Origin of the sequence: Streptomyces gossypii (assembly GCF_025165795.1) — a bacterium.
Classification (GTDB): Bacteria; Actinomycetota; Actinomycetes; order Streptomycetales; family Streptomycetaceae; genus Streptomyces; species Streptomyces gossypii.
Window position 1 is genome coordinate 23407 of record NZ_JAJAGO010000015.1, and the last position, 22289, is coordinate 45695.

General features: G+C 70.5%; 18 protein-coding genes. 8 read left to right on the top strand and 10 right to left on the bottom strand.

Annotated elements, in window-relative coordinates:
* Positions 1-37: 37 nt before the first annotated feature.
* The 3 genes from LHJ74_RS27590 to LHJ74_RS27600 all read right to left on the bottom strand — a co-directional run bounded on the left by LHJ74_RS27590 (position 38) and on the right by LHJ74_RS27600 (position 3806).
* The gene (locus tag LHJ74_RS27590; RefSeq protein WP_375546852.1) at positions 38-1051 is read right to left on the bottom strand and encodes a DNA-3-methyladenine glycosylase family protein; all 1014 of its coding nucleotides are present in this window, start codon (positions 1049-1051) and stop codon (positions 38-40) included.
* Positions 1048-2178 (bottom strand): mannose-1-phosphate guanylyltransferase, encoded by a 1131-nt coding sequence (gene manB / locus LHJ74_RS27595; protein ID WP_260220996.1) that lies wholly within the window; start codon positions 2176-2178, stop codon positions 1048-1050. Before manB ends, LHJ74_RS27590 begins: the two co-directional genes overlap by 4 nt.
* A 197-nt stretch (positions 2179-2375) precedes the next feature.
* Complete coding sequence (locus LHJ74_RS27600; protein WP_260220997.1) at positions 2376-3806, bottom strand: peptidoglycan recognition protein family protein; 1431 nt, start codon at positions 3804-3806, stop codon at positions 2376-2378.
* A 129-nt stretch (positions 3807-3935) separates the two neighbouring features.
* On the opposite strand from LHJ74_RS27600, the gene LHJ74_RS27605 reads away from it, so the two are divergent.
* From LHJ74_RS27605 to LHJ74_RS27620, 4 genes are all read left to right on the top strand, one after another.
* Positions 3936-4718, top strand: coding sequence for a TIGR03089 family protein (locus LHJ74_RS27605; RefSeq protein ID WP_260220998.1), 783 nt, complete (start codon positions 3936-3938; stop codon positions 4716-4718).
* A gap of 290 nt (positions 4719-5008) precedes the next feature.
* Positions 5009-6181: an LCP family protein gene (locus LHJ74_RS27610; protein WP_260220999.1), complete on the top strand. Its 1173-nt coding sequence runs from the start codon at positions 5009-5011 to the stop codon at positions 6179-6181.
* 121 nt (positions 6182-6302) lie between these two features.
* Positions 6303-8159, top strand: coding sequence for an LCP family protein (locus LHJ74_RS27615; RefSeq protein ID WP_260221000.1), 1857 nt, complete (start codon positions 6303-6305; stop codon positions 8157-8159).
* Between the two features lie 98 nt (positions 8160-8257).
* A complete protein-coding gene (locus LHJ74_RS27620) occupies positions 8258-9946 on the top strand; it encodes an LCP family protein (protein WP_260221052.1) in 1689 nt (562 codons plus the stop codon).
* A 105-nt stretch (positions 9947-10051) separates the two neighbouring features.
* Here LHJ74_RS27620 and LHJ74_RS27625 read toward each other — a convergent pair whose 3' ends face one another.
* Positions 10052-11071, bottom strand: coding sequence for a glycosyltransferase family 2 protein (locus tag LHJ74_RS27625; RefSeq protein WP_260221001.1), 1020 nt, complete (start codon positions 11069-11071; stop codon positions 10052-10054).
* 196 nt (positions 11072-11267) lie between these two features.
* On the opposite strand from LHJ74_RS27625, the gene LHJ74_RS27630 reads away from it, so the two are divergent.
* Positions 11268-12863: an LCP family protein gene (locus LHJ74_RS27630; protein WP_375546853.1), complete on the top strand. Its 1596-nt coding sequence runs from the start codon at positions 11268-11270 to the stop codon at positions 12861-12863.
* An 81-nt stretch (positions 12864-12944) separates the two neighbouring features.
* On the opposite strand, the gene LHJ74_RS27635 is transcribed toward LHJ74_RS27630, so the two are convergent.
* The 3 genes from LHJ74_RS27635 to LHJ74_RS27645 form a co-directional block, all read right to left on the bottom strand.
* Positions 12945-13460: a lytic polysaccharide monooxygenase auxiliary activity family 9 protein gene (locus LHJ74_RS27635; protein ID WP_260221002.1), complete on the bottom strand. Its 516-nt coding sequence runs from the start codon at positions 13458-13460 to the stop codon at positions 12945-12947.
* Positions 13461-13758: 298 nt separating this feature from the next.
* A complete protein-coding gene (locus LHJ74_RS27640; RefSeq protein WP_260221003.1) occupies positions 13759-14061 on the bottom strand; it encodes an Rv0250c family protein in 303 nt (100 codons plus the stop codon).
* 165 nt (positions 14062-14226) lie between these two features.
* Positions 14227-14778 carry an acyl-CoA thioesterase gene (locus tag LHJ74_RS27645; protein ID WP_260221004.1) on the bottom strand — a complete coding sequence of 184 codons (552 nt, stop codon included), beginning with the start codon at positions 14776-14778 and terminating at the stop codon, positions 14227-14229.
* Between the two features lie 161 nt (positions 14779-14939).
* Here LHJ74_RS27645 and LHJ74_RS27650 point away from each other — a divergent pair, with 161 nt between their 5' ends.
* Positions 14940-16205, top strand: coding sequence for an LCP family protein (locus LHJ74_RS27650; RefSeq protein ID WP_260221005.1), 1266 nt, complete (start codon positions 14940-14942; stop codon positions 16203-16205).
* On the opposite strand, the gene LHJ74_RS27655 is transcribed toward LHJ74_RS27650, so the two are convergent.
* Both LHJ74_RS27655 and LHJ74_RS27660 read right to left on the bottom strand, forming a co-directional pair.
* Positions 16192-18012 carry a glycoside hydrolase family 15 protein gene (locus LHJ74_RS27655; RefSeq protein ID WP_260221006.1) on the bottom strand — a complete coding sequence of 607 codons (1821 nt, stop codon included), beginning with the start codon at positions 18010-18012 and terminating at the stop codon, positions 16192-16194. The two genes, LHJ74_RS27650 and LHJ74_RS27655, sit on opposite strands and share 14 nt — an antisense overlap.
* Before the next feature lie 166 nt (positions 18013-18178).
* The gene (locus tag LHJ74_RS27660; RefSeq protein ID WP_260221007.1) at positions 18179-18547 is read right to left on the bottom strand and encodes a VOC family protein; all 369 of its coding nucleotides are present in this window, start codon (positions 18545-18547) and stop codon (positions 18179-18181) included.
* Positions 18548-18676: 129 nt separating this feature from the next.
* Here LHJ74_RS27660 and LHJ74_RS27665 point away from each other — a divergent pair, with 129 nt between their 5' ends.
* Positions 18677-19228, top strand: coding sequence for a CGNR zinc finger domain-containing protein (locus tag LHJ74_RS27665; RefSeq protein WP_260221008.1), 552 nt, complete (start codon positions 18677-18679; stop codon positions 19226-19228).
* Positions 19229-19257: 29 nt separating this feature from the next.
* Here the strand turns inward: LHJ74_RS27665 and LHJ74_RS27670 are convergent, their stop codons facing one another.
* Entirely contained in the window at positions 19258-20610 is a 1353-nt protein-coding gene (locus tag LHJ74_RS27670) for a UDP-glucose dehydrogenase family protein (RefSeq protein ID WP_260221009.1), read from the bottom strand.
* 283 nt (positions 20611-20893) lie between these two features.
* Here LHJ74_RS27670 and LHJ74_RS27675 point away from each other — a divergent pair, with 283 nt between their 5' ends.
* Positions 20894-22015 carry an acyl-CoA dehydrogenase family protein gene (locus tag LHJ74_RS27675; RefSeq protein WP_260221054.1) on the top strand — a complete coding sequence of 374 codons (1122 nt, stop codon included), beginning with the start codon at positions 20894-20896 and terminating at the stop codon, positions 22013-22015.
* The last annotated feature ends 274 nt before the right edge of the window (positions 22016-22289 follow it).

Here is a 22289-nt window from a genome sequence, read left to right on the forward strand (position 1 = left end):
CCGGAACGCGCCGCGGTGGGGGATGGTTGCGCCGCTGTCAGAGGCGGGCGATGTCGCCGGGGGTGAAGCGTGGTGCCCGGCGCGGTGGCGTTCGACCGGTGGTCATGATCAGCCGGGTGGCACGGTGCCGCTGCCCCTCGTACGGGGCGAGCAGCTCCAGCATTCTGTCGTCGTCGGCGCCGCGTTCGCCCGTGAGTGCGAAGCCGATGATGCCCGGCAGGTGAAGGTCTCCGACGGTGATCGCGTCGGGGGCGCCGTTGCTGCGCTGAAGCGTTTCCGCGGCGGTCCAGGGGCCAATGCCGGGGATGGCGCGGAGCCGTTCCGTCGCGGGCTCCAGCTCCATCGACGCCGCCTCCTCCATCCGCCCGGCCCGCCGTGCGGCCCGTACGACGGCGGCGGAGCGCTTGCCGTCCACACCCGCCCGGTGCCACTCCCAGGACGGGATCATGCACCAGGTACGCGCGTCGGGCGGGACGTGCAGCCCGCCCATCGGCCCGGGGGCGGGGTCGCCGTGCCGGCACAGGAGGAGCCGCCACGCGCGGTACGCCTCGTCCGTGGTGACCTTCTGCTCGAGGATCGACGGAATCAGCGATTCCAGTACGAGGCCGGTGCGGGCGAGCCGCAGCCCACGATTGCGCCGCTGCGCCTCCTGGGTCAGCCGGTGGTGCGGTACGAACGCGTCGGGGTCGTCACCGGCGCCGAGGAGGTCCGGCAGCCGGTCGAGCGACCAGTCCGCGCCGGGTCCCCAGGCGTCGGCGGCGATCTTCCCGGCGCCGTCCGGTGCGATCCGCAGCGTCACCGGCCCGCCCGGTGTGCGGCTCACCCGCCACACGGCTCCGTCCAGCACCCGGAACGCGGGATCGTACGGGCCGCGCCGCAGTACCCGCAGGCAGCCGCCCAGGTCGTACGCCTCGTCCGGCGTCCAGGTGCGCCGCCGGGCGCCGGCTGCGGCCGCCCCGACGGCGCGCGCGGGCGCCTTGGCAGGCCCCGGGGCGGGCGCGGGCACCCCGCCGGACGGGACGTGCGGGGGGCCGCCCCCTCGCCTGCTCACTGGTCCGACGAGAAGCGGACCGACCCGGCGGCGAGTTCCGCCCCGCACCAGACCCGGATCCCGCCCCGTAGTTCGTTGTCGGCGCCGACAACCGCGCCGTCCCCGACGACCGCTCCGTCCAGCACCACCCGGGCGCCGATGCGCGCGCCTGCGCCGACCATCGATCCCCGTATCCGCGCGCCGGGTTCGACGACCGCCCCGGCCAGCAGCGTGCTGCCCTCGACCTGGGCGCCCGCGCCGACAACGGCGCCGCCGCCGACCGCCGTACCGCCCGTCAGCTTGGCGTCCTGTGCGATCCGTGCGCCGTCCAGCACCAGGGACTCGCCGCGCCGCCCGGGAACCGCCGGGGACGGGGCACGGCCCAGCACCAGGTCGGCGGAGCCGCGTACGAAGGCCTGGGGTGTGCCGAGGTCCAGCCAGTAGGTGGAGTCGACGACGCCGTGCAGATGGGCGCCTGCGGCCAGCAGGCCGGGGAAGGTCTCGCGCTCGACCGAGACCGGGTGTCCGGCCGGGATGGTGTCGATGACGGAGCGGTTGAAGACGTACGCCCCCGCGTTGATCTGGTCGGTGACGATCTCCTCGGGCGTCTGCGGCTTCTCCAGGAAGGCGGTGACGCGCCCGTCCGCGTCCGTCGGCACCAGCCCGTACGCGCGGGGGTCGGCGACCCGGGTCAGATGCAGCGAGATCTCGGCGCCGGAGGTGGTGTGCGCCGCGAGCAGGGCGCGGATGTCGAGGCCCGTGAGGATGTCGCCGTTGCAGATGAGCACCGGCTCGTGCGGGGCCGAGTACAGCCGGGAGGCGACGTTGCGGATGGCGCCGCCGGTGCCGAGCGGCTCGTCCTCGGTGACGTATTCGAGGCGCAGCCCGAAGTCGGAGCCGTCGCCGAAGTAGGGCTCGAAGACCTCCGCCAGATAGGAGGTGGCCATCACCACGTGTTCGATCCCTGCGGCACGCAGCCGGGCGAGCTGATGGCTGAGGAACGGGACCCCGGCCGCCGGAACCATCGGCTTCGGCGTGTTCACGGTCAGGGGCCGCAGCCGGGTTCCCTTGCCCCCGACCAGGAGGACCGCCTCCGTACCGGCTGGCCCAGCTGGCCCGGTCGACCCGGCTGACGCACTGACCTGCATAAATCCCCCTGTGAGGCGGGGGACGTACGGGAATTCGATCCCGCACGTCCGATTGCTTCCGCAGATTCTCCCCCACCCGCCTCCCCCGGCATACGCACCCGGGTCATGACCTCGGGGTGCGGCACTGTCGGGTTCTGCCAATGCGCTGGTGCTGCGCCCCGCACGTTCGTGGAGCGGGCGCGGCGCAGCACCAGGGGTCAGCGGCCCTGAAGGCGGGCCGCGGTCGCGCGGATGGAGCCGAGACGCTTGTAGAGCCGGTCGCCGGGGCACTCGGTGTTGAATCCGTCGCGGTGCCCGGAGATGGTGCGCATGCGCACTTTGCTGCCCTTTGCATACTTTCCACCGCCCGAGGTCATCGTGGTGGTAGCCCGCGCGTTGACTCCGAACAGTCCCAGCTTCCAGGCGGTGAGCTTCGCCACGGCGTCCCGGGCGGCACGGGACGGATCGGTCTTCCCGAACGAGCCGAGCACGGCGACGCCCATGCTGTTGGCGTTGAAACCGTAGGTGTGGGCGCCTTGGACCGGCTCGACAACGCCTCCGGCCCGGCCCTCGTAGATGGTGCCGCACTTGTCGACGAGGAAGTTGTACCCCAGGTCACGCCAGCCGCTGCTGCGGACGTGATAGCGGTGGATGCCCCGGATGATCGAGGGCGCCTGGGAGCAGCGGTAGCTGTTGGCCATCGCGGTGTGGTGGACGAAGGCCGCCCGCACCGTTCTGGTGTAGAGGTAGCCGCCCTCGCGCAGGTCGGGGTCCGCGCCCCAGCCCTTGCGGGTGACGATGCCGGGGCGCGGGCCGATGTGCTTGCGGCCTCCGGCGGCGGCTGTCACACCCAGGCCCTGCGCTGCCGCCTCGGCCTCCGTTTCGGCCCTGCTGAGCGCGGGGATCTTGGTGACGCCGGACTCCGCGCTGGTGGCGTCCGTGATGTTCGTTTCCGTGCTGGTTTCCGTGCTGGTTTCCGTGCTGTCCGTTTCTGCGGCGCCGGGGTCGGCCTTGCCCGACTCGGGGGCGCCGCGGACCGCCCCCGAGTCGCCGGGGTCGACCAGCTCCAGCCGGAGCCCTTTCGGCAGGCCAGCGCCCGCCTCGGGGAGCACCCGCAGTTGCACGCCGTCGGACGCGTCCGTCCACAACGGGTTGGTGGCACCGCGCACGCCCCCGCCTTCCTGCGTACGCTCCGCCCCACGCGGGTCGGGGGCGTGGGTGCCGTGCACGTCGATCTCGCGCCAGTCGGACCAGGAGCCCGTGCGCACGGACCGGACGCGCACCAGCACCTGTCCTCGCAGTTGCTCGCGGACGTCCTCCCAGACCAGCCCGAGCAGCGAGAACGGCTGGACCGTACGGGGCCCCAGGCCCAGCTCCCCGGCCCTGGGAGCCGCATTCGGCCCCCGGTCGCCGAGCCGCTTCGAGTCCGCAGACTGGGGAGAGCCCGGTGCGTCGGGGGAACCGGCCGCACGGAGTGGGCGGAGCGGCAGCGACTGGGTGCTGCCCGCCGGCCGGGGAGCGGCGGGACGTGTGACGGGCGCGCCACCTTCCGCAGCCGGTGCGGGCTGCGCGGTGACGGGCGGCGCGAGGGAGATCAGCAGGGCGGCGGTGGAGAGAACACCGAGTGAGGTAACAGGAAGTACGCGCATAAACACGATAATGGACATACCGTCACATATCTGTCCATGCGAGAGCTGACACCCAGTCGGTCCGGCCAACCGGCGGCGCCCGCCCACCGGCCCGTCCCGCGCTCCTCGCCGCCGCGTACCCTCATACGGATGGACGCCACCGACCGCACCCCCGCCGACCTGCTGAGTTCCGCCCTGGTCACGGACCCCGCCCGCCCGCTGGTGACCTTCTACGACGACGCCACCGGGGAACGCGTCGAGCTCTCCGTGGCCACCCTCGCCAATTGGGTGGCGAAGACCGCCAATCTCCTCCAGGACGAGCTGAGCGCCGAGCCCGGCGACCGGCTCGCGCTGCTGCTGCCCGCGCACTGGCAGTCCGCCGTCTGGCTGCTCGCCTGCTCGGCCACCGGCGTGGTGGCCGAGGTGAACGGCGACCCGGCCGCGGCGGATCTGGTCGTCGCCGGACCGGACACCCTGGAGACGGCCCGCGCGTGCTCCGGGGAGCGCGTCGCGCTCAGCCTGCGCCCTCTCGGGGTGCGGTTCCCGCAGCCGCCCGAGGGTTTTGCGGACTACGCGGTGGAGGTGCCGGGCCAGGGTGACCGTTTCACCCCGTACGCCCCCGTGGCACCCGGCGCCCCCGCACTGACCGTGCACGGCGGCAGCGGCGGCAGCGGCAGCGGCATCCTGGAGCTGACGGGTGCGCAGGTGGTGGAGCGCGCCCGTGCCGACGCGGAGGCGCGAGGGCTCATCTCCGGCTCCCGGCTGCTCTCGCCGCTCTCCTACGACAGCTGGGAGGGCCTCTCCGCCGGGCTGTACGCGCCGCTCGCCGCCGGGGCCTCGGTCATCCTCTGCCGCAACGCCGCGGACCTGTCACCCGAAGCGCTCACCAGGCGCCGGGAGAGCGAGCGCGTCACCCACAGCGCCGGGGAGTGAACCGGGGCGCGTCCGGGCGGCGAACACCCTCGGGGCGCACCAGGCAAGCTCAAGCAGTACCAAGCAGGTCCCAAGCAGGTCCAAACTGCCTGCAGCAGAACCAATCGGCACCAAATACCCCCGAAACGGCAGCCGAGGGCCGCGACACGGCACGAGATTGCCCGTACGTACAACCAAACGACAGTTCTGACCGTCTGTCCCTTTGACCGAAGCCCGCACACCTGTCCCACCGGTGCGCGGGCCGCGGTGCGAGTCCGGCATCCGATGACCTCGCAAGGGATGGACAACACGTGACCGAAGCCAGCCCGGCCCCGGCGGAAGAACCGGAGCCCACGCCCCGGCCCGCGCGCCGGCGCCGCTGGCTGCGCTGGGTCGCACTCGGGACCTCGGTCCTGGTGCTCGCCGCCGCGGGCGTCAGCTGGGCGCTCTACCAAAGGCTCAACGGCAACATCACCACCGACCAGGACACCGCCGAGGAGCTGGCGCGGCACGAGGACGAACGCCCCGCCCCTGCTCCGAGCGAGGCCCAGAACATCCTGCTGCTCGGCTCCGACAGCCGCGACGGCTCGAACTCCGAGTACGGCAGGGGCGGCGGCACCGCGCGCTCGGACACCACGATGCTGCTGCACCTGCCCAAGGACCGTTCCAGTGCGACCGCGATGTCCCTGCCGCGCGACCTGATGGTCGAGATACCCAGTTGCCGGAAGCCGGACGGCAGTCGCAGCGAGGCCCAACTCGCGCAGTTCAACTGGGCGTTCGAGTTCGGCGGCGCCGCCTGCACCATACGTACGGTCGAGCAGCTCACCGACATCCGCGTGGATCACCACATGATCGTCGATTTCACCGGATTCAAGGACATCGTGAACGCGGTGGGCGGAGTCGAGGTCTGCCTCGCCGACGCCGTGAGTGACACCGACGCGAAGCTTGAGCTGGAGGCCGGACGGCAGGTGCTCCAGGGCGAGGACGCCCTGGGCTACGTCCGCGCCCGCAAGAGCTTCGACGGCAGCGACACCCAGCGGATGGACCGCCAGCAGCAGTTCCTCGGTTCACTCGTGCAGAAGGTGCGCACCAACGGCGTGCTGCTCAACCCCACGAAGCTCTACCCCTTCCTCGACGCGGCGACCTCCGCACTGACCGCGGATTCCGGGCTGAATTCGCTCAAGGAGCTCTACGACCTCGCGAGCAGCCTGCGGAACATACCGGAGGATCAGGTGCGATTCCTCACCGTGCCGCGGAAGCAGTACACCCTGGACGCCAATCGGGACGAACTGGTGCAGCCTGCGGCGGATCAGCTCTTCACGCAGCTGCGTAAGGACCGGCCGATACGGGTCGGTGACCAGCAGGACGACCCGACGGACGGGAAGAAGGCAGCTCAGGACGGCAGTTCATCCTCCACCTACCGGGGGATGACGGCCGCGCGTGACGCCTGCGCGGCGGACAGCGCAAAGAATGGGGCGGATTGACCGCTTCTGAACCAGTGGAATGTGTCACCGACGTCGCTACGTCTGGAAGCCGACGGATAGTGTGAGCGATCCGGTCCGCCCTCCGGGGCGCCAGGCGGCATAGTGGAGGATTTTCGCAATCGTGGACGCGCATGGCCGGCGGCACGCGGGCGATATCGACCCCGCGGATCAATGGGTGTTCAATCCGGACACCGGCAGCTACGAGCTGCGGCTGACTCCCGCACACGACGGGCCCCAGAACCAGGGCCCGTACGAGAGCGGTCATCACAGCGCTCCCCCGCGCCGCAGAAGAGCGTCCCCGGAGCCGGCCACGGAGAGCGAGGATTCCGGCACCGACCGGCACAGCGAGCCGTCCGGCCGCCGCGCCGCCGGCCGGCAGAACCCCACGGACCAGACCCCCGGGCAGCGCGGCGCGCGCTCAGGCGGCGGCAGGCGGCGGGCGGGCGGGCAGAGCGCCTCCGACAGCGGCTCCGGCCGCGGCTCCGGCGACCCCCCGAGTGCGAGCGCCTCCGGCGCCGGCTCCGGCGGGCACGGCCGCCGGAAGGCGAAGAAGAAGGTCAGCGGCAAGCAGAAGGTGCTGCGTTGGGGCGGCGGCAGCGTGGCGCTCCTGATGGTCGCCGGGTGCGCCGGCGGCTATCTCTACTACCAGCATCTGAACAACAACATCGACAAGGTCGATGTGGGCATCGACAATCCGGCCGTCTCGGACGGTCCGGTCAACATCCTGCTGATCGGCACCGACGACCGCACCGGCAAGGGCAACGAGAGCTACGGCGACAAGGGCAGCGTCGGTCACGCGGACACCACGCTGCTCTTCCACGTCTCCGCCGACCGCTCCAACGCCACGGTGATGTCCATCCCCCGCGACATGATCACGGACATCCCGACGTGCCCCACCAAGCAGGACGACGGCTCGGTCAAGGACATCCCCGCGGAGCAGAACGTCCGCTTCAACACCAGCCTCGGCCAGCGCGGCCGGGACCCGGGCTGCACCTGGCGTACCGTCCAGAAGATCACCGGAGTGGAGATCAACCACTTCATGATGGCCGACTTCAACGCCGTCAAGGAGCTCTCCAGCGCGGTCGGCGGCGTCGAGGTCTGTGTGGCCAAGGACATAGACGACCCCAAGTCGCATCTCAAGCTGAAGGCCGGAAAGCACACGATCGAGGGCGAGCAGGCGCTCGCGTTCGTACGGACGCGCCACTCGGTCGGCTTCGGCAGTGATCTCAGCCGCATCGAACTGCAGCAGCAGTTCCTCAGCTCGATGATCCGCAAGATGAAGTCCGGCGGCACCCTGACGAACCCGAAGAAGCTGTTCAACCTCGCGGAGTCGGCGACAAAGGCGCTCACCGTCGACACCGGGATAGGCACCATCAACAAGCTGATCGCGCTGGGCAAGGACCTGCGCCGGGTGAACACCGAGAAGATCACTTTCGTCACCGCCCCGGTTCTGGACAATCCGGCGGACAAGTCGTCGGTGATACTCGACAAAAGCAAGTCCACCCCGCTGTTCAAGATGCTCCAGCAGGACAAGTCGCTGACCGAGACGGTGAAGAAGCAGAAGGACGCGGAGAAGGCGGGCAAGAAGGTGAAGCCCGCCCCGGCCTCGGAAGTACGGGTGGACATCCTCAACGGCGGCGGTCCCGTGGGCGCCGCGCAGTCCACCGTCTCCTGGCTCCAGAATTCCAAAGGCGTCCCCCTTTCGACGAACGCCGGCAACGCTCCCGAGGACCTGTCCAAGACGCGGCTCGAGTTCGCGCCGAACCAGGCCGGACAGGCCGCGGCGCTGGCCAAGATGATGGGCCTGCCCGGCTCCGCCCTGAAGAAGTCGGGCGGGGACGCAGGGCCGGATGAAGCGATGAAGCTGACTCTCGGCAAGGACTTCACGGGTGCCGGGGAGCCGATCAGCGCTCCCGACAAGGCTCCCGAGGGAGTCAAGGAGGTCAACGCCAGCGACAAGAACCTCTGTGCCAAGTAACTCCGCCCGCCGGCCGTCCCACCGGGTCGCCGGGAGTACCACCATGAACATGGGGAGGTCCCGTGCGGCATCGCAACGGCGCCCGTAGCGAGGGCCGCATGGACGCACCCTCACCCTCGGCCGACGAATCGGGCAGTGACCCGGACGGCGCGTCGGCTCACGTCTCAGACGCCGCCTCAGGCGGCGCCTCAGAGGCCGCCTCGGGCCGAAGGCGCGCACCGCGGGCCCGCAGCGGCGGCCACGACGACCTGGCAGGCGGCGGCCGGAAGGGGCGTGGCCGCAGGAACCGGAAACGCCCGAAATCCCTGAAACGGCGAATACTCACCTGGTCCGTGCTGGGCCTCTCGGTGATCATTCTGGCCACGGCGGGCGCCGGCTACCTCTACTACCGGCATCTCAACGGCAACCTCGGCAAGGACGACCTGTCTCTCGGCGAGCACAAGCTCGGCCGCAGCGAGGCCAACGCCGACGGACAGCGGCCCCTCAACATCCTGCTGCTGGGCTCCGACTCGCGCGCCTCGGACAAGAACGTCAAGCTCGGCGGCTCGCACGCCGACCGGGAACGCCCGCCGCTCGCGGACGTCCAGATGCTGCTCCATGTGTCGGCCGACCGCAGCAACATGTCGGTGGTCTCCATACCGCGTGACACCAAGGTGGAGATCCCCAAGTGCACGGACACCGATGACGATCAGGTCTATCCGGCGACCACCGACAAGATCAACTCCAGCCTCCAGCACGGAGGTCCGGGCTGCACCGTCGCCACCTGGGAGAACCTGACCGGAGTGCCGGTCGACCACTTCATGATGATCGACTTCTCCGGCGTGGTCTCGATGGCCGATGCCGTCGGCGGCGTCCCCGTCTGCGTCAAGGACAACGTCTACGACAGGAAGTCCGGGCTCCGGCTGGAGGAGGGCGAGTCGGTCGTCAAGGGCGAACAGGCCCTGCAGTGGCTGCGCACCCGGCACGGCTTCGGGGACGGCACGGACATAGGGCGGGCCAAGGCCCAGCACATGTACATGAGCGCGATGGTCCGCCAGCTCAAGTCGGGCGCCAAGCTCACCGACGCCGGCAAGCTGCGCAAGCTCGCCGAGGCCGCCACCAAGGCCCTCACCGTCGACCACGGTCTGGGCAGCGTCAAGAAGCTCTACGACCTGGCCAACGACCTCAAGCAGGTGCCGACCAAGCGGATCACCATGGCCACCATGCCCTGGGAGTACTCCGCGGGCGGCAGCTACGTGGTCCCCAAGGAAGGCGACGCCGAGAAGACCTTCTCCATGGTGCGTCAGGACATCGCGCTCGACGGCAAGGACAAGAAGAAGGCCAAGGGCGAGGGCCCCAAGGAGCCGGGCGAACCGGCCGCGCCCAAGGCGGAGATCAACGTACGGGTCATGAACGGTACGGCCGGGGCCGCGCAGGCCCCGGTCAGAGGACGGGCGGCCACCGTCGCCTCGTACCTCACCGAGGACGGCTTCAGCCAGGCCGCCGCCGAGCAGACCCCCCGCCCGCAGGCGGACACCTCGGTCAGCTACGCGCAGGCCGACCAGCGCGGCGACGCGCTCGCGGTGGCCAAGGCGCTGAACATCCCGGAGCGGCTGGTGAAGCACTCCGCCGCCGCGCAGGACGTCACCCTGGTGGTGGGCGCCGACTGGCGGACGGGCGCGGAGTATCCGAAGTCGGAGGGCGACGGCGACGGCAAGGGCGACGGCAAGACGCCGGACACGGCGGACGCGCTGAACGGGGACGACAAGAACGCCTGCATGGAGGTCAACCCGAACAACGTCTGGTGACCATGCCATACCGGCCGCCACAGCCGCACAGCACACCACGACCACGGCCGCACAGCACAGGGCCCCTTCCGGCGCTGCCGGAAGGGGCCGCTGGTGCGAGGTCCGTCAGTCCGCCACCGGGACGGCGACCCCGCGGCTGGCGCGGACATGCCGGGCCAGCTTCCGCGGGCTCGTCAGGAAGCCCCAGCCCCAGGACATGTGCATGGTCGCGAGCGCGACCGGGATCCGCACCTTCGCCGCGACCGGCAGCCCCTTGCCCGCGGGCAGCGACCCGGCGACCAGCGCCGCCACGTACCCGACCGGCACGGCGAAGCCCCACGGCGTCACCGCGACCCCCACCACGGCGCCCGCCGCGATGGCGCAGAGCGCCGTCGGCGGCGCCAGATAGCGGGGGTTGATCGATCCGGCGTGGTAGCGCGCCACCACATGCCGCCAGCGCCCGTAGTTGCGGTACTGCTTCGCCAGCGCCCGTACGCTCGGCCTCGGCCGGTAGGAGACCCGCAGCTCGGGGGAGAACCAGATCAGTCCGCCCGCCTCGCGGATGCGGAAGTTCAGCTCCCAGTCCTGCGCGCGGATGAACTCCTCGTTGTACCCGCCCTGCTGCTCCAGCACCTCGCGGCGGAAGACCCCGAGGTAGACGGTCTCCGCCTGACCGGCCTCGCCACCGGTGTGGAAGGCGGCATTGCCCACGCCGATCCGCGCGGTCATGGCGGCGGCGACCGCGTGCTCCCAGTCGTTCTCGCCCTCGGCGTGCATGATGCCGCCGACGTTCGCCGCTCCGGTCTCCTCCAGCAGCCGCACCGCCGTGGCGATGTAGTCGGCGGAGAGCATCCCGTGCCCGTCGACCCGCACCACGACCGGGTGCCGGGACGCCTTGATCGCGGCGTTCAGCGCGGCGGGCGTGCGGCCGGTGGGGTTGGGCACCGTGTGCACCCGGGAGTCCTCACGCACCAGCTCGGCGGCGATCTCGTCCGTACGGTCCTCGGAGGGGCCGAGCGCGATCACCACCTCCAGCTCTCCGTCGTACTCCTGTTCAAGGATGTGCCGCACCGAGGTGCGCAGATGCCGCTCTTCATTGAGCACGGGCATGATCACGGAGACTGCGGGGGCAACAGATCTGGTCACATCGGCCACGTTACCGCGAACGGGGGACACGCTCGCACGCCAGCCGGGTGCCGCCGTACGGGTCGCGCGGCGTGTGGCGGTGGTCCTGAGATCATATGGGTCTACGGTGCGATCGCCAGTAACGACCTGATCCGCTCCCTGCCGCGCACCAGGTCGTAAGCCGGGAGCCCCGGCCGCACCGCCGCGGAGGTCCGTTTTGCCCGCACCCCGTCCCGAGCCCGCCCCCCGTCCGTCGCGCCCCTCGCATCCCTCGGGCCCGCTGCGCCCGGCACGGCCCTCCGGTGCCGGCGCGCGCCGTGCACGCTCGCGCGGGAGACGGCCGCGCTGGGGTCTGCGCCTGGTGGCCGCCACCTCGGCGCTGGTGCTGACGACCAGCGGGGTGGGCCACGCGCTGGTCACCGGGCTGGAGTCGGGGGTGCGCCGCGTCGACCCGTTCAAAGGTCTCCAGAACCGGCCGGTCGCCTCGAAGGGGCTCAACTTCCTGGTGGTCGGGGTCGACAAGCGGGGGCAGCTCAGCAGGACCGAGCGTCACGAGCACCGGCTGGGCAGCACGTCCTGCGACTGCACCGACACCCTGATGCTGGTCCATCTCTCCGAGGACGGGGACCGGCTCAGCGTGGTCAGCCTCCCCCGGGACACCTATGTGGAGCTGCCCGAGCACACCGACAAGGGCACCGATGTGCGGCACGCGGCGTACCCCGCGAAGATCAACTCCGCTTATACGCACGGCGGCCCGAATCTCACCGTCCGCACCGTGGAGGAGATGACGGGCGTGCACATCGACCACTATCTGGAGGTCGACTTCACCAGCTTCATGCGCACCGTGGATGTGCTGGACGGCGTGCAGGTGTGCACCGTGCGTCCGCTGAAGGACCGCTACTCCGGGCTCGACCTCCCCGCCGGCACCTCGCAGCTGAACGGCGCCGAGGCGCTGGCGTACGTGCGGGCACGGCACCTCGACGGCGCCTCCGACCTGGGGCGTATGCAGCGGCAGCAGCGCTTCATCGCCTCCGTGATCGACAAGGCGACCAGCAGCGGGGTGCTGCTGAATCCGGTGAGGTTCAACAAGTTCGCGACCAGCATGCTGGAGTCCGTCCGCGCCGACCGGGAGTTCGACGGGGACGAGATGCTGGCACTGGGCCAGAGCATGCGGGGCTTCACACCGGCGTCCTCGGAGTTCGTCTCCGTCCCGCTCGGAGACGTGGACCACCGGGTCGACGGTCTGGGATCGACCGTGACCTGGCACAGCGACAAGGCGGCCGGACTCTTCCACGCCCTGCGCGAGGACCAGCCGCTGGCGGAACACCAGGGCGGGCGGGCCGACGGCAAGAAGACAGACGGCGGGGCCAAGAACAGCGGCGGGGCCAAGAACAGCGGCGGGGCCAGGAACAGAGCCGCACCCGTCGACGTCCCGCCGGGGCAGATCCGCGTCCAGGTCGACAACGGCACCGGGCGGGCCGGGCTCGCACGCAAGGCGGACACCGCGCTGCGCGGCACCGGCTTCAACACGACCGGCGTCCCGCGCAACGCCGAACGCCGGGGCGTCAAGACGACCGTCATCACCCACGATCCGCGCTGGGACCGGTCGGTACGCACCCTCGCCGCGGCGCTGCCCGGCGCCACGCTGAGGGAGGAGACGGGGCGGGGGCCGACGATGCGGGTCACTCTCGGGACGGACTTCCGTGCCGTACGGCCGGTGCGCGCGGCGGAGCCGATGCCGGCGCCCGGGACGTCCGGACCGTCCGAGAAGGGGTTCCAGGCCGTCACCGGCGACAAGGTCACCTGCCCCTGACACCGTGGCGGATCACGGCCGGTGGATGGCCGCGCCCCGCCACGGTGCCGTCCGGGAGGTCCCAGGCCCTCAGACCCGCCCTCAGCGGATGTTGACGTCGATGCAGGCGTAGAAGGCGTTGCCGGTGTCGGCGATGTTCCACACCGCCAGCACCTTCTGCTTACCGGTGATGTTGCCGAAGTTGACGTTGTGGTGCACCGTCGAGCCCGGAACCGCGCCGCCGTCGTTGAACTCGGCGACCTTCTGACCGCCCGCGTAGTACTGCCAGGTGCTGGTGCGGTGCTGCACGGTGAGCCGCCAGGAGAACGTCTCCTGGCGGTTGATGTCCGAGACTCTCCAGCCCTTGCTGTCGTCGTCGAGTTCGGCGAAGCGGGAGTTCCCGCCGCTGCAGCTCCTCAGGCCCTTGGGTCCCTCGACGCTCTGCGGCTCCCACTTGATCTGGCCGCAGGGGACGGAGCCGTCGGCACACTGTGCCTGGCGGCTCGGCGGCGAGTTCACGTAGCCGTGCGCACTCGCCGTACCGGACGGCAGGGTCACGGCGACGAGCGGAGCGATGCCGGCGCCGATGATGACCGCCAGCCTGCGCTTGTTCTTCATGCCAACTCCTTCACGGTGGAGATCGCGGACCGCCTGCCGGGGTGGGGGTGACATCGCACTTTCCTGCGGGATGCCTTCAGGCGGTTCTGTGCTCCTGGCCAACGTGAAGACGGATGTTCCGCCAGCGGTGAGGATGCAGCCGTCCCGTGAAGTGACTGACGCCTGCGAAGTGGTCGATTCGGATCCACGCTCGCCATTAGTCTAGACCTAAATCATTGTCAGACCACGGTCAAGAGGTGGCGCGGATTCTCCGGGGAATCGGCCGTGATTGGCCGAGTCACCTCTGCCGTGAAGCGCGTCATGGCGTGGAATGGAAGCCGCCGACACCCTCGTCGTCCTCAGCCGTCCACAGGGTCGCGTCGTCGTCGGTACCGGACGGCACCTCGACGACCTCCCCACGGGCCGCCGCACCGGCGCGCGTACGCCCGGCAGAGGCGGGCAGACCCAGCACCTCGGCGAGATCGATGTCCAGCCGGTCCGCGTCGTTCACCAGCCGACGCACCGGCGGCACGTCCCCGTAGCGCTCCCGCAGGTCCACGAGACACCTCTGCAGTTCCACCAGCGCCCGCTGCACCGCAGCCGCCTCCGCCGTGGTCGGCATCCTGCCCACACCCTCTGCTCTGCTCGCTCGGACTCGCACGTGCACAGCACTGTGGGACCCCGCACGGCGGCCCGGGGTCCATTCACCCCAGCGGTGGCGTGTCGGCGGCCCAGCGTCCACGGGCGGCCGAGAGCGGCCGGCAGCGACTGACAGCACCTGACGGCATCAGTCGTCGATGAGGCCCTCGGCCGTACGCTTCTCCCGGAGTTCCCTGATGGCGCGGCGGCGGGCCAGCCGGTGGGTGCGGCGGATCTGGGCCTCCTGGTAGCGGCGCCGGTCGCGCTCCGTCTCCGGCAGCACCGTCGGCACGGAGCGCGGTTTGCCCTCCTCGTCCACGGCCGCGAACACCAGGTACGCGCTGCCGACCTGGGTGGCCGGGGTCGACTCGTTCCACCGCTCGGCCAGGACCCGCACGCCGACCTCCATCGAGGAGCGGCCGGTCCAGTTCACCTGGGCCTTCACATGCACGAGATCGCCGACCCGCACCGGCTCCAGGAAGACCATCTCGTCCATGGAGGCGGTGACGGCCGGGCCGCCGGAGTGACGCCCGGCGACCGCACCCGCGGCGTCGTCCACCAGCTTCATGATCACGCCACCGTGCACCGTGCCGAGGAGGTTTGTCTCACTTGCGGTCATGATGTGGCTGAGCGTGGTGCGGGAGGCGGCGGTCGGCTTGCCCGGTAGGGCAGCGTCCGCCGGAAGTGCCTGGTCGGTCATGCTGTCCACCCTATCGACCTCCCCCGCGCTGGGGCGTGGACCATGGAGCGGCGTCATGCACCCGGGCTGACCGGGCGTGATTGCGACAGCTCTGCTACAGCCCTGCCCCGAACCAGCACCCGGGCTGTATCCGCACCCCTGCCGCCATGCACACTACGGGGATGAACCAGTGGCCCGACGGATGGACCGACGACTCGCGCGGGCGGCGCGCAGGCGGCAGTGGCTCGCCCGAGCCCGACCCCACCCGGGTCATGCCGCACACCCAGCGCCCGGACGTGCCGCAGCAAACGAGGGGCGGTTATGACGACGGTTACGGCACCGGCGGCCACGGCAGTGACGGTCCGTACGACTCGGGTTACAGCCAGGGCCAGGTCTACGGCGGCGACGGCGGGCAGGGCGGCGGCCCGTACGGCGGTGGCCCGGACGGCTCGCACGGCGATGCCCGGCCCCGCCCGAACTGGCGGCGGCGGATAACGGTCGGTGCCATCACGCTGGTCGTCCTGATGCTCGTGTGGTCGGTGGGCACCTATTTCTGGGCCGACTCGAAGCTCAAGCGCGAGGTCGATCTCAGCACGGTGCAGGACCGGCCCGAGGGCGGCGAGGGGACGAACTACCTCATAGTCGGCTCGGACAGCCGCGAGGGCCTGTCCGATCAGGAGAAGAAGGATCTGCACACCGGCTCGGCCGAGGGCAAGCGCACCGACACGATGATGATCCTGCATGTCGGTGACAACGGGAACACCATGGTCAGCCTGCCGCGTGACTCCTGGGTCACCATCCCGTCGTTCACGGGCTCGGAGAGCGGCAAGAAGTTTCCGTCACCCGGCGCGAACAAGCTCAACGCCTCCTATTCCACGGACGGACCCACGCTGCTGGTCCGTACGGTCGAGCACAACACCGGGCTGAAGATCGACCACTACGCGGAGATCGGCTTCGGCGGCTTCGCGAAGATCGTGGACGCGATGGGCGGTGTCGAGCTGGACATCCCCCGCGACATCAAGGACAAGAACTCCGGCGCCGACTTCAAAAAGGGCAAGCAGACCCTCAACGGCGACGACGCGCTCGCCTTCGTCCGCAACCGCTACGAGGCGGGCAGCGACCTGGAGCGGACGAAGAACCAGCAGAAGTTCCTGTCCGCGCTGGCCAGCCAGTCCGCGACACCTTCGACGATCATCAATCCGTTCAAGCTCTACCCCACGATGGGCGCGGGCCTGGACACCCTGATCGTCGACAAGGACATGAGCCTGTGGAACCTGGCCTCGATGTTCTGGGCGATGAAGGGCATCACCAGCGGTGACGGCACCTCGATGAACATGCCGATTGCGGGCGCCGCGCCCAACGGCTCACTGGCCTGGGACATGGAACGCGTGAAGAAGCTCGTCTCGCAGCTGAAGGCCGACGAGAAGGTCACCGTCAAGGGGGACTGAGTCCGGACGGCCCGGCTTCCTCACCGGCGGTCGTGCCCGTCGGGGCGCCGCTGAGAAGCCGGGCGGTGTTGACGAGGCCGACCATGCTGAACGCCTGCGGTGTGTTGCCGACCTGGCGGCCGGTCTTGGTGTCGTACTCCTCGCTGAGCAGTCCCAGATCGTTGCGCAGGTCGAGGAGTTGCTCGAACAGGGTCTCCGCCTCCTGGCGGCGCCCCGTGCAGTACAGCGCGTCCACCAGCCAGAACGTACAGGCGAGGAAGGCGCCCTCCGCGCCGGGGAGGCCGTCGACATTGCCTTCCGCCCCGGTCTCGTAGCGCAGCAGGAGGCCGTCCCGGAGCAGCTCACTCCGGACCGCCTCGATGGTGCCGAGGATCCTGGGGTCGTCCCACGGCAGGAAGCCGACGCGCGGCAGCAGGAGAAGGGCGGCGTCCAGCTCCTGCGAGCCGTAGCTCTGGGTGAAGGTGCGGCGCTCCGGGTCGAAACCCTTGGCGCAGACCTCGGCATGGATCCGGTCGCGCAGTGCGGCCCATCGCTCGGCGGGGCCGGAGAGCCCCTGATGCCGCACGCTCTGCACCGCGCGGTCCAGGGCAGTCCAGGTCATGACCTTGGAGTGGACGAAGTGGCGGCGCGGCCCGCGCACCTCCCACAGGCTGTTGTCCGCATGGTCCCAGTGCTCCTCCAGGTAGTCGAGCAGGGCGAGCTGGAGCTGCCAGGCCGTCTCGTTGGCCGCCATACCGGCTTCCCGGGCCAGATACAGGCATTGCAGCACCTCGCCCCAGACGTCCAGCTGGAGCTGGCCGGCTGCCGCGTTGCCGACGCGGACCGGGGAGGCGCCCTGGTAGCCGGAAAGCCAGTCGAGGGTCGTCTCGGGGATGCGGCGGGTGCCGTCCAGCGCGTACATGATCTGGAGGTTGCCCGGATCGCCCGCCACCGCGCGCAGCAGCCACTCGCGCCAGGCGGCGGCCTCCTCGACGTAGCCGGTGCCGAGGAGGGCCTGGAGCGTGAAGGTGGAGTCGCGCAGCCAGCAGTAGCGGTAGTCCCAGTTCCGTGATCCGCCGAGCTGTTCCGGCAGGGAGGTGGTCGCGGCCGCGAGCAGGCCGCCGGTGGGGGCGTAGGTCAGCGCCTTCAGCGTGATCAGCGCCCGGTTGACGGCCTCCGGCCACCGGCCCTCGTACCGGCATTGGGAGATCCACTGCTCCCAGTAGCGCTCGGTGTCGGCGACGGCCGGGAGGGCGTCCACGGGCTGCGGGCGGGGCAGGTGCGAGGAGGTGTGGGTGAGGACGAAGGAGGCGTGCTGGCCGGCCTCGACGGTGAAGTCGGCCCGCGTGGTCAGGTGCTCGCCGTACAGGGGGACGGTGGCACGCAGCCATACGGTGTCGGGGCCCGCGACCGCCCGCAGGTCCTCGCCTTCGCGGCTGACCCAGGGGACGACATGGCCGTAGTCGAAGCGCAGCCGGAGATCCATCTCCATCGGCACCCGCCCGGAGACCCCTTCGACGACGCGGACGACATCCGCCGCCTCGCCGCGCGGCGGCATGCAGTCCACGACCCGGACGGTGCCCTCCTCCGTGGTCCACACGCTCTCCAGGACCAGTGAGTCACCGCGGTAGCGGCGGCTGTTGGCCGCGCCCGCACCCGCCGGGCTCAGCCGCCACCGGCCCGCCGTCTCGTCGTGCAGGAGGGCGGCGAAGCAAGCGGGGGAGTCGAAGCGGGGCAGGCACAGCCAGTCCACCGACCCGGTCCGGTCGACCAGCGCGGCGGTGTGCAGGTCACCCAGCAGGGCGTAGTCCTCGATCGGGGCGGGCATCGCGCCTCCTCAGGTGCCGTCGGCGCCGTCTGTGCAGTCAAGCTGCCCAGGCAGTCGGCGCTGTCCAGCCCGCCGGGTTCCCACGGAGGCCCGCGCTATGTGCGGACTTCCCAGGCTGCGGCCGGCCCCGCCGGGAGAAGGAGCCTCAGCAGGTGCAGCAGCAGAATCAGCAGGCGCAGAGGCAGAAGGGGTGGCCCGCCGGGTCCAGGTAGACGCGGAAGTCGCGCTTTCCGCCGTCGTCCCCCTGGGCCAGCCGTGCCCCGAGCGCGAGCACGTCGCGCTCCGCCTCGTCGAGACGGCCCTTGGGAACGTCCAGATCCAGGTGGAGTTGCTGGGCGTGCTCCAGGCTGGGCCACTGCGGCGGAACGAAGCCCGCCGACTCCTGGAACGCAAGCCGCCGCCCTTCCGGACCGGCGACCTCCACCCACTCGCCCTCGCCTTGGGCCTCCCAGCCCAGCACTCCCGCATAGAACTCGGCGAGGGCGCGGGGGTCGGGACAATCCAGTACAACGACGCCCATCGTCGCGATGGCCATGGTGATCCCTTCGGTGATGGCTCTTGATCAGTCGGGTTGGCAGCTCGGCAAAGCCGTGGTTACCGCTTGAACCCCTCATGCGGTAACTGGCGTTACCCATAGTGCCCGCTTGCCAGTAACGTGGCAAGGGTGACGGACCGAACCGCGCCGCCCTCACTCGTCCTGGCGCAGGACCTGGTGAACACCCTCGACATCGAGGCGGGACAGGACGCTCTCGCCACACCGGAAGGGGTCACCGAGTTCCTGCGCGAACACGAGCTGAAACCGGCGGAAGGGGCGGCTGACAGGGCCGGGACGGCCGAGCTGCTGGAACTGCGCGAGGCGCTGCGCGCCGCCTGCCTCGCGCACACGGGCCCCGACGTACCCCGCGCTCAGGCAGAATCACTGGCACGGCTGCTGTCCGCCGCGCCGCTCGTGCTCCGTATCTCGGAGGACGGCTCGGCCGGACTGCGTCCCGCAGAGGGTCTGGACTTGATGGCGGCGATCACCGCCCGTATCGCGGCCGGCATCGCCGTGGCGGCGGCCGAAGGCAGCTGGCAGCGGCTCAAGGCATGCCAGGCGGAGGACTGCCAGTGGGCGTTCTACGACCGCAGCCCGGGCGGCCGGGGCCGCTGGTGCACGATGGCTGTCTGCGGCAGCCGCGCGAAGATGCGCGCCTACCGCGCCCGGCAGCAGGACTGACGCGGAGACGCCGGCCTCGGGCGTGTGCCCTAGGCCGTAGGCCGTCCCAGTGCGCGGAACCGCCAGCCCGCCTTGCGCCACAGCGCCGGGTCCAGCGTGTTGCGGCCGTCCAGGATGTGCCGCTCGGCGACCTCCTCGCCCAGCACCGCCGGGTCCAGCTCCCCGAACTCCCGCCACTCGGTCAGATGCAGCACGACGTCCGCCGCCCGTACGGCCTGCTGCGCGCTCGGCGCGTAGCCCAGCGTCGGGAAGAGCGCGCGGGCGTTGTCCATGCCCTTGGGGTCGTAGACCGTCACCTGGGCGCCCTGCAGGTGCAGTTGGCCCGCGACATTGAGCGCGGGCGAATCCCGTACGTCGTCGGAGTCGGGCTTGAAGGTGGCGCCCAGCACCGCGATGCGCTTGCCCAGCAGGCCACCGCCCACCGCGTCCCGGGTCAGCTCCACCATGTGCGTACGGCGGCGCATGTTGATCGAGTCGATCTCCCGCAGGAAGGTCAGCGCCTGGTCGGCGCCCAGCTCCCCCGCCCGGGCCATGAACGCGCGCAGGTCCTTGGGCAGGCAGCCGCCGCCGAAGCCGATCCCGGCCCGCAGGAACTTCCGGCCGATCCGGTCGTCGTGCCCGATCGCCTCGGCCAGTTTCACCACGTCGCCGTCGGCGGCCTCGCACACTTCGGCCATCGCGTTGATGAAGGAGATCTTGGTGGCCAGGAAGGAGTTCGCGGAGGTCTTGACCAGCTCGGCGGTCGGGAAGTCGGTGACGATGAAGGGCGTGCCCTCCGCCAGCGCTCCCGCGTACACCTCGCGCAGCATCCGCTCGGCCCCCTCGCTGCGTACGCCCGCGACGATGCGGTCCGGGTGCAGCGTGTCCTGCACGGCGAAGCCCTCGCGCAGGAACTCCGGGTTCCAGGCGAGTTCCACGGCCTCACCCGCAGGGGCCAGCTCCGTCAGCCGCGCCGCCAGCCGGGCCGCGCTGCCGACCGGCACCGTCGACTTGCCGACCACCAGGGCGGGCCGGGTCAGCAGCGGGGCGAGGGACTCGATCACGCTGTCCACATGGCTCATGTCGCAGGCGTACTCGCCGTGCTTCTGCGGAGTGTTCACACAGACGAAGTGGATGTCGCCGAACTCCGCGACCTCCTCGTAGGAGGTGGTGAAGCGCAACCGCCCGGAGGCTCCCTCCATCCCGGCGACATGCCGGCCCAGCAGGTCTTCGAGCCCCGGCTCGTAGATCGGCACCTTGCCACGGGCGAGCATCTCGACCTTCGAGGGGACCACGTCCAGGCCGAGCACCTCGAAGCCCAGCTCGGCCATCGCCGCAGCGTGGGTGGCGCCGAGGTAGCCGGTGCCGATCACGGTGATCCTGGGCGGGGCCGCGTTGGCCATGTGCTGCTCCTGCTCGTGGGCGGTAGGGAACCGCAGGGGTGGCGGGGTAACAAAGTCTTATGAGGCTGTCCGCGAGCATAACCGGGGCCACTGCGGAGATGTAGCTCACGTATGCCCGTCCCGGCGCTGACCTCTAGAATTGGGTTACTTAACGGTAATTAGCATCGGGCAGGGCAGCCTGCTCACCACATGCCTACTTCCAGGGGAGTGAGACACCGTGGCGCCCTCAGTGAACAGCAAAGCCGCTGACTTCGACCTCTACCGTCCGGCCGAGGAGCACGACATGCTCCGCGACTCGGTGCGTGCGCTCGCAGAGGCGAAGATCGCGCCCTTCGCCGCCGAGGTGGACGAGGAGGGCCGCTTCCCGCAGGAGGCCCTCGACGCGCTGGTCGCCAACGACCTGCACGCCGTCCACGTACCGGAGGCGTACGGCGGGGCAGGTGCGGACGCGCTCTCGACCGTGATCGTGATCGAGGAGATAGCCCGCGTCTGCGCGTCCTCCTCGCTCATCCCGGCGGTCAACAAACTGGGCTCGCTGCCCGTGGTCCTCTCGGGTTCGGAGGAGCTCAAGAAGAGTTGCCTGAGCCCGCTGGCCAAGGGCGACGCGATGTTCTCGTACTGCCTGAGCGAGCCGGACGCGGGCTCCGACGCGGGCGGGATGAAGACCACCGCCGTACGGGACGGTGACACCTACGTCCTCAACGGCGTCAAGCGGTGGATCACCAACGCGGGCATCTCCGACTACTACACGGTGATGGCCGTCACGGACCCCACGCAGCGCACCAAGGGAATCAGCGCGTTCGTCGTCGAGAAGGGCGACGAGGGGGTCTCCTTCGGGGCGCCGGAGAAGAAGCTCGGCATCAAGGGCTCCCCCACCCGCGAGGTCTACCTCGACAACGTGCGCGTCCCGGCCGCCCGCATCATCGGCGAGGAGGGCACCGGCTTCGCGACCGCGATGAAGACGCTGGACCACACGCGCGTCACCATCGCGGCCCAGGCCCTCGGCATCGCCCAGGGCGCCCTCGACTACGCGAAGGGCTACGTCCAGGAGCGCAAGCAGTTCGGCAAGCCGATCGGCGACTTCCAGGGCGTGCAGTTCATGCTCGCCGACATGGCGATGAAGCTGGAGGCCGCCCGCCAGCTCACCTACGCGGCCGCCGCCCGCTCCGAACGCGTCTCACTGGGCGGCCCGCACGAGGACCTCACCTTCTTCGGCGCCGCAGCGAAGTGCTACGCCTCCGACGCGGCGATGGAGATCACCACCGACGCCGTCCAACTGCTGGGCGGCTACGGCTACACCCGCGACTATCCGCTGGAGCGGATGATGCGCGATGCCAAGATCACGCAGATCTACGAGGGCACCAACCAGATCCAGCGCATCGTCATGGCCCGCAACCTCCCGTAAAGCCCTCCGTTTCCCGCGAAAGCAACAGGTCAACGCCCATAGCGAGGGCCCTTCTCTCTCTGCGGTGAAGGGCCTTCGTCATGTCCGGGCCAGCTCGCCGCCGACTGGGCCATCTCCCGCGCCAGCGCCACCAAGGTCCTAGCCGAGCTGCGCCATCAAGGACTTGTCATCTCCCAGCAGGGAAGCGGCACCCGCGTCCGCGCGCGGCTCCCTTCCCCACAGTCCCTCCGACCGCGTCACCGCGATCGAAGCCGCTGGCCGCGTCTGCCCGCCG